The 13,311-nt window shown below is 62.2% G+C and carries 11 protein-coding genes; 9 read left to right on the top strand and 2 right to left on the bottom strand.

The features are described from left to right. Window positions 1-95: 95 nt before the first annotated feature. A complete protein-coding gene (locus tag BCA01S_RS14620) occupies window positions 96-1,637 on the bottom strand; it encodes a peptide MFS transporter (protein WP_027777537.1) in 1,542 nt (513 codons plus the stop codon). A 434-nt stretch (window positions 1,638-2,071) separates the two neighbouring features. On the opposite strand from BCA01S_RS14620, the gene BCA01S_RS14615 reads away from it, so the two are divergent. The 7 genes from BCA01S_RS14615 to BCA01S_RS14585 all read left to right on the top strand — a co-directional run bounded on the left by BCA01S_RS14615 (window position 2,072) and on the right by BCA01S_RS14585 (window position 10,043). Further along, entirely contained in the window at window positions 2,072-2,644 is a 573-nt protein-coding gene (locus tag BCA01S_RS14615; protein WP_027777536.1) for a helix-turn-helix domain-containing protein, read from the top strand. Window positions 2,645-2,817: 173 nt separating this feature from the next. After that, window positions 2,818-4,434 (top strand): peptide ABC transporter substrate-binding protein, encoded by a 1,617-nt coding sequence (locus tag BCA01S_RS14610; RefSeq protein ID WP_027777535.1) that lies wholly within the window; start codon window positions 2,818-2,820, stop codon window positions 4,432-4,434. A gap of 15 nt (window positions 4,435-4,449) precedes the next feature. Then, on the top strand, window positions 4,450-5,388 hold the full coding sequence (locus tag BCA01S_RS14605; protein ID WP_027777534.1) for an ABC transporter permease subunit: 939 nt from the start codon (window positions 4,450-4,452) through the stop codon (window positions 5,386-5,388). A gap of 2 nt (window positions 5,389-5,390) precedes the next feature. Beyond that, window positions 5,391-6,305 carry an ABC transporter permease gene (locus BCA01S_RS14600; RefSeq protein WP_027777533.1) on the top strand — a complete coding sequence of 305 codons (915 nt, stop codon included), beginning with the start codon at window positions 5,391-5,393 and terminating at the stop codon, window positions 6,303-6,305. Window position 6,306: 1 nt separating this feature from the next. Continuing rightward, window positions 6,307-7,308: an ABC transporter ATP-binding protein gene (locus BCA01S_RS14595; protein WP_027777532.1), complete on the top strand. Its 1,002-nt coding sequence runs from the start codon at window positions 6,307-6,309 to the stop codon at window positions 7,306-7,308. Continuing rightward, window positions 7,305-8,324: an ABC transporter ATP-binding protein gene (locus BCA01S_RS14590; RefSeq protein ID WP_027777531.1), complete on the top strand. Its 1,020-nt coding sequence runs from the start codon at window positions 7,305-7,307 to the stop codon at window positions 8,322-8,324. Before BCA01S_RS14595 ends, BCA01S_RS14590 begins: the two co-directional genes overlap by 4 nt. A gap of 156 nt (window positions 8,325-8,480) precedes the next feature. Beyond that, window positions 8,481-10,043 (top strand): OprD family outer membrane porin, encoded by a 1,563-nt coding sequence (locus tag BCA01S_RS14585; protein ID WP_027777530.1) that lies wholly within the window; start codon window positions 8,481-8,483, stop codon window positions 10,041-10,043. An 80-nt stretch (window positions 10,044-10,123) separates the two neighbouring features. Here the strand turns inward: BCA01S_RS14585 and BCA01S_RS14580 are convergent, their stop codons facing one another. Next, window positions 10,124-11,023, bottom strand: coding sequence for an IclR family transcriptional regulator (locus tag BCA01S_RS14580; RefSeq protein ID WP_027777529.1), 900 nt, complete (start codon window positions 11,021-11,023; stop codon window positions 10,124-10,126). Window positions 11,024-11,299: 276 nt separating this feature from the next. Here BCA01S_RS14580 and BCA01S_RS14575 point away from each other — a divergent pair, with 276 nt between their 5' ends. Then, window positions 11,300-12,391, top strand: a complete 1,092-nt coding sequence (locus tag BCA01S_RS14575; protein ID WP_027777528.1) for an ABC transporter ATP-binding protein — start codon at window positions 11,300-11,302, stop codon at window positions 12,389-12,391. Beyond that, the gene (locus BCA01S_RS14570) at window positions 12,384-13,298 is read left to right on the top strand and encodes an ABC transporter permease (RefSeq protein ID WP_027777527.1); all 915 of its coding nucleotides are present in this window, start codon (window positions 12,384-12,386) and stop codon (window positions 13,296-13,298) included. Before BCA01S_RS14575 ends, BCA01S_RS14570 begins: the two co-directional genes overlap by 8 nt. Window positions 13,299-13,311: the final 13 nt, after the last annotated feature.

Below are 13,311 nucleotides of genomic sequence, written 5' to 3'. Positions count from 1 at the left end.
TACCTGGGATGTCCGCGCCATGATACTTCGGCGAGGCCAGACGGCAGCAAGACGGCAGCCGCAAACTGAGTCCACCGCGTTCCGGCGAACCGCGCTTATTCGGTCACCGCGCTGCCGGCCGTAGCAGACTGCGTTGCGCGGTCGCGCGCGTCGTTGCCGGATCGCTGATGTTCACGCGAGAGCTTGCGCATCAGCGGCAAGAGCAGTACCGCGACGAGCGCACCGGCGGCGGCAAGCCAGCCGAGACCGGTGAAGAGCTTCGTATAAAGCGGCAATGACACGAGCGGGTCCATGTCGCCGGCCGGCATCTGCGCGAAATTCGCGACCACGCTGCCCAGATACTGCGACACACCGGTCGCAACGAAGTACGCGCCCATCATGAAGCCGCCCATACGAGCGGGTACGTAGCGGGCGATCATCGCGAGGCCCAGGCCACTCACGAGCAGTTCGCCGAGCGAATACAACCCATAGCCGCCGACCATGAACCACGACGACACGCGTCCATTGACAGCCGAGTGACCGCTTGCCGCATAGACGAAGAAGCCGGCCGCCACCACCGCGAAGCCGAACGCGTATTTCACTGCGACCGGGACGTCGTTGCCGCTTTTCGCGAGCCGCGTATAAAGCAGCGCCAGCAACGGGCTCAGCAGCATGATCCAGATGGGATTGAGCGCCTGGAATTGCGCCGCGCTCCAGGTAAAGAGCGTCGTGCCGAACAGCGAGAACCGCGGATCGACGTTGCGCAGCGCGAACAGCGTGAGCGACGTAGACATCTGCACATAGAACACGAAGAACAGGATCACCTGAGCGGTGAGGATCAACGCAGCCACGAGACCCGCGCGCTCCGAGCGTTCGCACTTGAGCAGCATGTAGCCGAAAATAGCCAGAATCGCGGCGCCCGCGACATACACGCAGGCGACTGCGATCGCCTTGTGCTGCAACACGAACATGGTCGCCACGCCCAGCGCGACGCCGCCAACTGCGACCGCGCCGACGCGCCGCCAGCGTACCGGTTCGGCGTCCGGAGCGGAGCCGATATGCGCCAATGTGCGGAACATCACGAAGTAGTTCGCCACCGACAACAGCATGCCCGCGCAGCAGACGCCGAAGGCCGTATGCCAGCCCAAATGGTCCTTGATCCACGGCGTGGCGAGCATGGACACCGTCGAGCCGATATTGACCGCCATGTAGTAGATCGTGAACGCGCTGTCGATGCGCGCGTCGTCGCCTTCATAGATGCGCCGCACAAGGTTCGCCGCGTTCGCCTTGAAAAGGCCGTTACCCACGACGATCACGCCAAGCGACGCGTACATGAACGCAAGCTGGTCGTTGGGCAATGCCAGCATCAGATAGCCGGCGGCCAGCACTACGGCGCCGAAAATCATCGTGCGGCGCGCGCCCAGAATGGTGTCGCCAATCCAGCCGCCAATCGACGGCGAAGCGTAGACGAGCGCGGTGAAGGCGCCCCACGTGAGTGTTGCGTGGCTGTCTGCAAAGTGCAGCTTGTCGATCATGAACAGCACGAGCAGCGCGGCCATGCCGTAGTAGCCGAAACGTTCCCACATCTCGATCAGAAAGACGGTCGAAAAAGAACGCGTCTGCGAAATATGCGCGCCAGCGCGCCTGGATGATTTCATCATCTACCTCTTGCTTGAAACAGTTGTGTGCGGTGGCATGAACTTGCTAGCCGCCGCGAAAAATCAAATTGCGGAAAACGGCTCGACGGTCATGAGTTGCCGGTCTTGGCGTTCGGGTTTGCATCCCGCTAGCCCATACTTAGGGATTGGAGAGCGGCATCAATTCGGCTCGCGCGGTTGTGCGTGAGTGGATGCTTGCATAGCCACGCACAGCGCCGAAACCTCGCGCGATCCTGGCGGAAGAGACGCCCGGTTTTCGCGGCGTCATCGGTCAAACTGGCCGGAGGTCGTGTGGGTTCTGGCAACATAGCGTGCTGTTACGAAAGATGTGGCGCATATCCAGCCGGGGCTCCAGGCCCGCAGTCCCGCGAAAGCGTCATCAAACCATATTTGTATATATCAAACAAATTTTGACGGGCTAATTTCCTCCTGCTATGGTCACGACAATTCATAAGAGCAATGCGGCACTCGAAATAGGCAGCAAGATCCGCGCGTTGCGGCACCGACTCAAGCGAACGCTGGACGACACGGCAACCGCGGCAGGAATTTCCAAGCCGTTTTTGTCGCAGGTGGAGAGAGGTTTGGCGTCGCCCTCCATCACGTCGCTTGCTGGCATCGCTCACGCGCTGGGAGTGACGGTGCAGTATTTCGTCGACACGCCTAGCGAAGAGCGGTCGGTGAGCCGCGGCGATCAGCTGAAGTTTTTCGGTTTCGCGGACTCGGCCAATCTGTTCGCCCGATTGACCAATGTGACGGGCGGCCGTCAGCTCGAGGCGATCCTCGTGAGAATGCCGCCGGGGCAAAAGCGCTCGGAAGTCACGACGCATGCCGGTGAAGAGTTCATGTATGTGATCGCCGGCGAAGTGTCGTTGACGCTGGAAGGCAAGACGTTTGTGCTGCGCGCGGGAGACAGCGCGCATTACGAATCGACGGTGCCGCACAGTTGGGTGAACACCGCTCGCGTAGAGTCGGTGGTCGTCTGGGTCGGCACACCGAGACTGTTTTAAAGAAGCGGGCTCCTTTTCCGGTTCATCCGGCAGGGACAGCCTGCATTACCAAATGTAAGGATTCCTGCATGTTGGACAAACAACAAGGGCCGCCCAGGCCCGAATAAGACAGATAACCGGGCGCTCCCGCGTCTGCGCGTTTCTCTCTCGACCTTTCCTGCGATTCTGAACCGATGAAAACCCCGTTTGCCTATGCGGCGGCGCTGAGTGCGCTCGTCCTTACATTTACCTCTTCCGCGTTTGCCGTCACGGTGCCGCCCGGCGTCACGCTCGCCGCCAGCCAGGAGATCACCCGCCAGGTGCCGGCGGAAACCGAATCGCTCGACCCCGCTCATATCGAATCGTGGACAGGCAACACCATTGCGCTCGACATGTTCGAAGGCCTCACGCGCATCGACGCGGCCGGCGCGGTCGTCCCGGGCGTCGCGCAATCGTGGACGCGAACCGCGCCCGACACGTGGATCTTCAAGCTGCGCCACGACGCGCGCTGGAGCAACGGCCAGCCGGTCACGGCGGCAGACTTCATTTACGCATGGCAACGCGTGCTGGATCCGAAGACAGGCTCTAAATACACGGTGCTGGTCGAATTCGTGAAGAATGCGAAGGCAATTCTTGCAGGTAAGGCGCCGCTCTCGAGCCTCGGCGCACGAGCCGTCGATCCGTACACGATCGAAGTCACCACTGAAGTGCCCGCGGCCTTCTTCCCGCAGCTTGCCGCGATGCCGACCATGGCGCCGGTCAACCGCGACGTCGTGGCCAGGTTCGGCAGCGAGTGGACGCGGCCGGGCAACTTCGTCGGCAACGGTCCTTATACGCTCGCCGACTGGCAACCCAACAACCGTCTCGTCGGCGCGAAGAGCAAGACCTACTGGAACGCGAGCAAGGTCGTGATCACCAAAGTGACCTATTTGCCGATTGAGAACGATGAAACGGCCATGCGCATGTACCAGGCCGGCCAGTTCGACTACACGTATTCGATTCCGTCGGGCATCTATGCACAAGTGAGCAAGCAGTTCGGGCCCGAGCTCAAGACCGGCCTGCAAATCGCCACCTACTATTACAGCCTGAACAACGAAGACCCGACCTTCAAGGACAAGCGCGTGCGTCAGGCGCTTTCGATGGTGCTCGACCGCGATCTGCTGACGCAGCGCCTGACCGCCGACGGCGAGTTGCCGATGTACGGCCTCATCTCCAAGGGCACGCAAGGCGCGGCAGTCTTCAAGCCGGACTGGGCCGGCTGGCCGATGGCAAAGCGCGTCGACTACGCACGCAATCTGCTGAAGAGCGCCGGCTATTCCGACGCGAAGCCGCTCACCTTCACGCTGACGTACAACACGAACGACCTGCACAAGAAGGTCGCGCTCTTCGCGACGTCCGAATGGCGCACCAAGCTCGGCGTGAATACCAAGCTCGAAAACGTCGAATACAAGGTGCTGCTCAAGCAGCGGCATGACGGCAAGGTGCAGGCGTCGCGCGACGGCTGGTTCGTCGACTATAACGACGCGATGTCGTACTTCGACCTGATCCGCTGCAATAGCGTGCAGAACGATCAACGCTACTGCAATCCGCAAGTAGACAAGATCGTCGACGAAGCCAACCAGCAACTCGACGACGCAAAGCGCACCGAGCTTCTCACGAAGGCGCATGACACGGCGATGAACGACTACCCGATGGTGCCGCTCTTCCAGTACTCGGCGGTGCGGCTCGTGAAGCCGTATGTGGGCGGCTATACGTCGACCAACTACGTCGACCAGCGCGCCACACAAGACATGTATCTGATCAAGCACTAAGCGCGGAGCATCGACATGCTGGCCTATACGCTGCGCCGCACGCTCTGGGCGATCCCGACGATCCTCGCCGTGATCACCGCGTGCTATCTGCTGCTGCATCTCACGCCGGGCGGGCCATTCGACACCGAGAAGCAACTCTCGGCGGCCGTGCTCGCGAATCTCAACGCCAGGTATCACCTCGACGAACCCTTGTGGCTGCAGTACTTCCACTACCTCGGTTCGCTCCTGCACGGCGATCTCGGGCCGTCGTTCCGCTACGCCGACTGGTCGGTCAACGACCTGGTGTGGAAAGCGTTGCCGGTGAGCCTCGGCGTGGGCGGCGTGTCGGTGCCGATAGCAGTCGTGATCGGCGTCACGCTCGGCACGCTGGCCGCGGTGCGCCGCGACCGTTTCGTCGATCACGCGGTAATGGTGCTCGGCAATATCGGCAACGTCGTGCCGCCGTTCGTGCTGGGGCCCGTGCTCGTCTGGATCTTCGCGATCCTGCTGAAGACTTCGGAAGGTCATGGGTGGCTGCCCGCGGGCGGCTGGGGCGAAGGCGAATGGCGATATCGCGTGTTGCCGATCGTGCTGCTCACGTTCATCAACGTGGCTGCAATTGCGCGGGTAATGCGCGGCAGCATGATCGAAGTGCTGTCGGGCAACTTCATTCGCACGACGCGCGCGAAAGGCTTGCCGGGCCGCACGATCGTGTTGCGTCACGCGCTCAAGCCGGCGCTCATGCCTGTCGTGTCGCTGCTCGGCTCCGTCTGTATTTCGTCGATCACGGCGGCTGTCGTGACCGAGTCGGTATTCGCACTGCCGGGGCTCGGCCAACTGGTGGTGAACGGCGCGATCAATCGCGATTACACGCTCGTGCTCGGCCTCGTCGTGCTGACGACCGCCGTTGCAGTGCTTTTCAATCTGCTGGTCGACCTCGCGTATGCGTGGCTCGATCCGCGTATCCGGTACTGATCATGGCCCGCTCCATTCAATCGACTGCCGCGGCGCTCGATCCGCTCGCGGCCATTGCCAGCGCCCCCCGCTCGCGCGGGCCGCTTGCTACCGCCGCCGCGCGCTTCGTGCGCAACCGCGCGGCGTTCACCGGTTTTGCCGTGCTGTTGCTGATCGTGATTGCATGCGTGGCCGGTCCGTGGCTGCTGCCCAACGGTCCTATCGACAGCGACTGGTCCGCGATCAGCCTGCCGCCCACGCTGCAAAACATGCACTGGTTCGGCACCGACGAGCTTGGCCGCGACCTGCTCGCGCGCACGTTGCAAGGCGGGCGCGTTTCGCTTGAAGTCGGCTTGCTCGGCACGCTCGTGTCGGGACTGATCGGCGTTGCATATGGCGCGACCGCGGGTTATCTCGGCGGCCGCGTCGATGCGGTGATGATGCGCATCGTCGACATGATGTACGCGATTCCCTACATGCTGATCGCCATTCTGATGATGACGATGTTCGGCCGCGCGTTCTATCTCGTCGTGCTGACCATCAGCGCGTTTTCGTGGCTCGACATGGCGCGCGTGGTGCGCGGCCAGACGCTGTCGCTGCGCTCACGCGAGTTCATCGACGCGGCTAAGGCCATCGGCGTGAGTTCGCGGTCGATCATCGTGCGTCATATCGTGCCGAACCTGTTCGGCGTCGTGGTGGTGTACGCGAGCGTGACCGTGCCCAATATCGTGCTGACGGAGTCGGTTCTGTCGTTCCTCGGCCTCGGTGTGCAGGAGCCGATGACAAGCTGGGGCGTGCTGATTCAGGACGGCGCGCAGAAGCTCGAATCCATGCCCTGGCTTCTGCTATGCCCGGCCGTGATGCTGTGCGTGACACTCTATTGCGTGAATTTTGTCGGCGACGGTTTGCGCGACGCTTTCGATCCGAAGGACCGCTGACATGCCGCTACTCGAAGTCAAAGACCTGAGCGTGCGCTTCACGCGCCGCGAAGGCGCACCCGTCGACGCGGTGCAACGCGTGTCGTTTTCGCTCGAAGCGGGCCGCACCCTCGGCATTGTCGGCGAGTCCGGATCGGGCAAGAGCCAGACGGTCATGGCCTTGCTGGGTCTCCTCGCGGGCAACGGCAACGTGTCGGGCGAAGCGCTCTATCGCGGCGAAAACCTGCTTGCGATGAACGAAGCGGCGCTCAACAGAATCCGCGGCGACCGCATCGGCATGATCTTTCAGGACCCGATGACCTCGCTCAATCCGTTCCTGACGATCGAACGGCAGATGACCGAAACGCTGCAACTGCATCGCAAGATGTCGCGCCGCGACGCGCGCCGCCGCGCGATCGAAACGCTCGAAGCGGTGCGCATTCCCGATTCCGCACGCCGCATCGGCATGTATCCGCACGAGTTTTCCGGCGGCATGCGGCAACGAGTGATGATCGCAATGGCGCTGCTGTCCGAGCCCGAAATCCTGATCGCCGACGAACCCACCACCGCGCTCGACGTAACCGTGCAGGCGCAAATCATCGAGTTGCTGCGCGAACTGAATCGCGAGCGGGGCACGGCGATCATCCTGATCACGCACGACATGGGCGTCGTCGCGGGACTCTGCGACGACGTGATGGTGATGTATGCCGGCCAGACCGTCGAGCAGGCGAGTGCCGCATCGCTCTTTGCCGCGCCCACGCATCCGTACACGCGCGGGCTGCTCAACGCATTGCCGCGCCTCACCGACAGCCCCGACGACGACCGTCCGTTGCAAACCATTCCGGGCAATCCGCCGCTGCCTGGCGAAGTCGGCGCAGGTTGCGCGTTCGCGCCGCGCTGTGCGTACTGCAGCGATCAGTGCCGCCAGTCGCGTCCTGCGCTCGTTGCAGCGGAGGGCGATCCGCAAGCACTGCGCGCCTGCCATCGTCCCGTCGGAGAAATACTCGAGGCACAACACGTATGAACGCGACTTCCATTGCAAGCGGCGAAGCAACCACCTTGCTCTCAGTCGAACAACTCAAAGTGCAGTTCGGTGTGCCACGCGGTGGCTACCCGTGGTCAGGCAAGACGACATTGCGAGCCGTCGACGGCGTGTCGTTCAGCGTGCGACGCGGTGAGACGATCGGCCTTGTCGGCGAATCCGGTTGCGGCAAGTCGACGCTCGCGCGCGCGATCGTCGGGCTCGCGCCAGTCGCAAGCGGCAGTGTGCGTTGGCTCGGCAACGAAACCGTATTGCCGAACGCGCGCCGCGATACGACGCTGTTGCGCCGCGACGTGCAAATGATTTTCCAGGACCCGCTCGCATCGCTCGATCCGCGCATGACGATCGAACAGATCGTCGCCGAACCGTTGCTCACGCACGGCAAGGACATCGCGCGCGCCGACGTGCAGCGCCGGGTACTGACCATGCTGGAACGGGTCGGCCTGAACGCGCAGCATCTGCGCCGCTATCCGCATGAGTTCTCGGGTGGCCAGTGTCAACGCGTGGGCATCGCGCGCGCGTTGATCGGCGAGCCGCAACTGGTGATCTGCGACGAACCGGTGTCCGCACTCGACGTGTCGATCCAGGCGCAGATCGTCAATCTGTTACGCGATCTGCAGCGGGAGTTGTCGCTGTCGCTACTGTTCGTCGCGCACGATCTCGCGGTCGTCAAGGCAATCAGTCACCGCGTGCTCGTGATGTACCTGGGACGCGTGATGGAGTTCGGCGACAAGCGCGATGTCTACGGCACGCCCCGCCATCCTTACACGCGCGCTTTGCTGTCCGCGGTGCCGGTGCCCGATCCGGCGATCGAGCGAGCGCGCCGCCATCTGCTGTTGCGCGGCGAAATCGCTTCGCCGCTGAGCCCACCGTCGGGCTGCGCGTTTCGCACACGGTGTCCGGATGCGATCGACGCTTGTGCGGCTCAGATTCCACAACCCGTGACGCACGGCGCGAACTCGACACGAGTGGCGTGCATCCGCGTTAGCAACGATTAGATCCCGGACGTTTTAACCAGCGGCCTCACATTCACCGGCGCGGCGTTTACGCCACGCCGTGGGATTCGCTCGTCATGTCATCAGCATGACGAGCGATCAGCATGGACTGGCTAAGCGTCAGCCAGAGTTTCAATAACAACTGTCGAGACATTCCCAATGAAACATAACCCAACAAAAAACCGGTCAAAAAAGTCCGGACTCACTGCCGCGCTTTGCTGTGCAATTACCCTCCCCGCCATGGCCGTTGCCGCAAATGCATATGCTGACGACGCCATAGCGCAGCCCTCGACCAGCCCGGCTACGGCTCCGCCTGCCGCGCAAACGTTGTCGTCGCCCGCGCAGGTGTCTCAGGCTCAGCCTGCGAACAAGCGCCGCGCGGATCAGGGCGGTCAGATTCGAAACGATCAGCCTGACACGACGAACGCGATCGTCAACGCCGAGGCCTCGCAAACCGTCACGCCGCCCACGCCGCCATCGAACCAGGCCGCGAGCCGGGGCTTCATCGCGGATAGTCACCTGAACCTGCAATTCCGCAATTACGCCGACTACTTCGAGGCGCCAACCACGACTTACCGTCATGCGTGGGTGCAAGGCATGCAGGTCAACTATGAATCCGGCTTTACGCAAGGTCTGATCGGCTTTGGCGTCGACGCGTCGCTGTTCGCGGCGCTGAAGCTCGACGGCGGCAACGGCGCGGGCAACATGGTGCACGTTGGGAAAAGCGGCGGCGGGTCGCAACAACTCGCGTGGGCGTACCCGGGCATGTACGACATCAAAGGACGCATTTCGGAAACGGTCGTGAAATACGGTCTTCAAGACGTGACGAATCCGTTTCTCGAACCGCACGACAACCGCGCGCTGCCGCCGACCTTTCTTGGCGTTTCGCTCGTCAGTAACGATCTTGCTCACACTACGCTCGAGGCCGGCAGCTTCACGAAGGTCGATGCACGCGGTCACACGAATCTGAGCAATCTGACCACATCGTATGGCGGCACGCGAATCGACCGGGTGACCTATCTCGGCGGCACCTGGCACTATGCAAAGAACGGCGAGATGGCTCTGTATGTCGATCAGGCCGACGACGTCTGGCGCCAGTACTACGGCTCGGTCGCGCAGTCGTTCGGCGATCCGACCACGGTCAAATGGAGCGGGCTCGCCAACATCTACTCGACGCACGACACAGGCGCGTCGCGTCAGGGGCACATCAACAGCAACGCATACAGCGTGTCCGTGTCCGCGCAACACGGCCCACACGCGCTGCTGCTCGGTTATCAGCAGGTACTCGGCGACCAGTTCTTCGACTACGTGAACGAAACCAACGGCATCTACCTGACGAACTCGATGGACGTCGACTACAACGCGCCGCATGAACAGTCGCTGCAGCTGCGCTATACATTCGACGGAAAATACGCCGGCTTGCTGGGGCTGAAGGCGATGATCTGGGGCGCGTATGGCTGGGGCGCCGATGGATCGGCGGGTGCTGCGGAAAACGCTTCGCCGTCAGCCGCGCTGCACGATCTCTACTGGAAGAACGGAGAGCCGGTGCACGGCCATCATCACGAGTTCGGTTTCATTCCGAGCTATACGCTGCAAAGCGGCCGCTTCAAGGACACCAAGGTCACGTTCATCGCGATGTGGCATAACGCCAGCTACCACTACTCGGACGGCAACAACATGGAATACCGTCTCGTCGTGAACGTGCCCGTTAAGGTGTTTTAGGCGCGGAGTTCCTGCTCGATGCAAAGGCGTCGCGTTGCGTGGTTCGCACGCGACGCCTGGTTATCGCGTGACTGTGCCGCTTACTCTTGCTCCGAGCCCGCGATGCGCACACTGGTCATGGCGCGCGACAAGCCATGCATGGGCCGTCGCAGCGCGACATCGAACGGATTGGTTTGCGGGCCGATCGCTTCGGCCTGACGGCGCAGCAGTTCGACGACCATGGGCAAGCGATCGTCGCTCAATCGCGCCGCCAGCGTACCCACGCTCAAGGCCGCGACCGCCACGCCGGTGCGGTCGAGAATCGGCACAGCCACGCCTGCCATGCCGTCGAGCACGCCGCTATTGCGGCCCGCGTATCCCAACTGCCGCACGCGTTCGATTTCCGTGCGCAAGTACACTTCGTCCAGCACTCCGTAACCGCGAATTCGCGGCACATTGAAGCGGATGATTTCCTCGCGCTCCGCCTCGGGCAGGAACGCGAGAATCGCGAGACTGCCCTGCCCCACGCCCAACGCCACGCGCCCGCCAATATCTCCCGTGAACGAGCGGATCGGAAACGGGCCTTCGCAGATGTCGAGACACACCGCGTCGAAACTGCTTTTGACAAGCAGGAAGATCGTGTCGCCAAGACTCGCGCAAAGCCTCAACAACGCGGGGCGGCACAAAGTGCGCATGCCACTCGGGTTTCCTGCTTGCGCCGCGAGCGCGAAAAAATTCACGCTGAGGCGATAAAGCTTCGAGTTTTCGTCCTGTTCGACGATGCCCTCCGCAATCAGCGCACGCAGGATGCGATGCACGGTGGCCTGCGTCAGACCCACTGCTTTCGCGAGACGCGTGACCCGACCGCCGTCGGGCTGGGCTTCCGACAATGCGCGAATCACGGCGAAAGCGCGTTCCAGCATGCCCGTGCCGGGCACCGCGCCCGGTTCGGCGGTTTCGGCGGTCCCGCTTCCGGTATCTCGCTTGGTGGCAGCATTCATCTCGTTTGGCTCGTTCGTATTTCGATCACCGGAATACTATAAAGCGTTTGCGCCTTTCGTGGAATCGCGGTCGCCCGCCTTGCCCTGCGACGGTGCCATAGTCTCATAGGGTTTTTACCACTGCTGCGCAATGAAACACTTCCCACCGCATGCCAACTCGGTATTCCATTCAACGGAATGTTTCAAAATTAAATATCGCTAATCGGAATTTCAAATTGACGCCGCATAATTTGGCTGGCTAGAGTCGGCGTCATCGAGGCATCTAAAGGCCACATCATGTCGTTCCTCACACTTACAGACGTCACGAAATCGTTCGGAGACCTTCAGGCCGTCGCGGACGTCAATCTGTCGGTGGAAAAAGGCGAGTTCGTTTCGCTGCTCGGCCCCTCCGGTTGCGGCAAGACGACGACGCTGCAGATGATCGCCGGCTTCCTCGAAACGACACGTGGGCGCATTACGCTCGACGGTCGCGACATCACGCATATGAAGCCGAACAAACGCGGCCTCGGCGTGGTGTTCCAGAGCTACGCACTGTTCCCGCATATGAGCGTGGCGGAGAACGTCGGCTTCGGACTCGAAATGCGCAATGTCGACAAGGCGGAGCGCAACGAACGCGTGCGCGAAGCGTTGTCGCTCGTGCGGCTGGATCAGTTCGCGCACCGCTTCCCGCGCGAGTTGTCGGGCGGGCAGCGGCAGCGCGTGGCGATTGCGCGCGCAATCGTGATCGCACCGCCCGTGCTGCTGCTCGATGAACCGATGTCGAATCTCGACGCCAAGCTGCGTGAAGACATGCAGTTCGAACTGCGCGGCATTCAACGCAAGATCGGCACGACGACAATCATGGTCACACACGACCAGTCAGAGGCGCTGTCGATCAGCGACCGCGTGGTGGTGATGGAAGCCGGCCGCATCACGCAGATCGACACGCCATACGAGGCCTACGAGCGCCCAGAGAATCGCTTCGTCTCGCAGTTCATCGGCAAGGCCAACATGCTGCCGGGAACGGTGATCGCGCGCGAGGGCGACGCGATCCGAATCGACCTCGGACATGATCTCTGCGAGACCGGCCGTACCGCGCAATTGCCGATGCGCGAGCGCGTGGTCGGCGTAGGCGACGCGGTAACACTGTGCATTCGCCCGGAAAAACTCCGGCTCTGTCCGCCGGACGCGGGACGCGTGCCGGCCACGGTCACGAGCCGCTTTTTCCTCGGTAGTCAGTGGCTGTATCGTCTTGACAGCCGGCTCGGCGAAGTGCTGGTGTGCTGCCAGAACGAAGGCAACGAGCCGTTGCCTGAAGGCGCGGCAGTCGGCGTCGACTGGAACAGCGAAGCGATCCGCTTTATCCAGCGGGATGCGCATCATGGATAGCACGCTGCCTGCAACGGAGAACGGCAAGACCGCATCCGCAGGCGCGAGGCGTGCGCCGTGGCGCGCATTCTTGCCGCTGTGGCTCATGTGCCTGCCCGCGTTCCTGCTGTTCGTCGCGCTCGTGCTCGTGCCGCTTCTGATGACGCTCGTGTTGAGCTTCTATCGTTTCGATCCGGCAAGTGGCCCGCTCGCCGCGTTCCAGTTCGGCAACTACGCCGAAGTGCTGGGCTCATCGTATTTCCACACGATCTTTCTGCGCACGTTCGGCATTGCGTTTCTCGTGACGCTGCTGTGCGTAGTGATCGGCACGCCGGAAGCATACGTGCTGTCGCGCATGCGAGATCCGTATCGTTCGATGTTTCTGCTGGTGATTCTCGCGCCGCTGCTCGTCTCGGTCGTCGTGCGTGCGTTCGGCTGGAGCATGCTGCTCAACAGCAACGGTCTCGTGAATCAGGCGTTCGGCCTCTTCGGCCTCGGCCCCTACAAGCTCGAGTACACCACCTTCGCGATCGTCATTGCACTGGTGCACGTCATGCTGCCCTTCATGGTGATTCCCGTGTGGACCGCGTTGCAGAAACTCGATCCGCAAACGGAGAACGCAGCGCTGTCGTTGATGGCGTCGCCCGCAACAACGCTGCGCCGCATCGTGTTGCCGCAACTCACGCCGGGCATTCTGTCGGGCAGCCTGATGGTGTTCGGTTTGTCGGCAAGCGCATTCGCGATTCCCGGACTGCTCGGCGGACGCCGGCTAAAGGTCGCCGCGACCGCCGTCTACGACGAGTTCCTCGGCTCGCTGAACTGGCCGCTCGGCGCCACCATCGCGCTGCTGTTGCTGGTTGCGAATCTGATCGTGATGCTCACTTACTACCGGGTTCTGGAACGCAGATACACCAGAAGCCTGGGTTGATACAGCGGCTCAT

The sequence above is a fragment of the Paraburkholderia caledonica NBRC 102488 genome, assembly GCF_000685095.1.
Lineage (GTDB): Bacteria > Pseudomonadota > Gammaproteobacteria > Burkholderiales > Burkholderiaceae > Paraburkholderia > Paraburkholderia caledonica.
The sequence above is the reverse complement of the archived record's forward strand: the minus strand, read 5'-3'. Positions and strand labels throughout refer to the sequence as shown.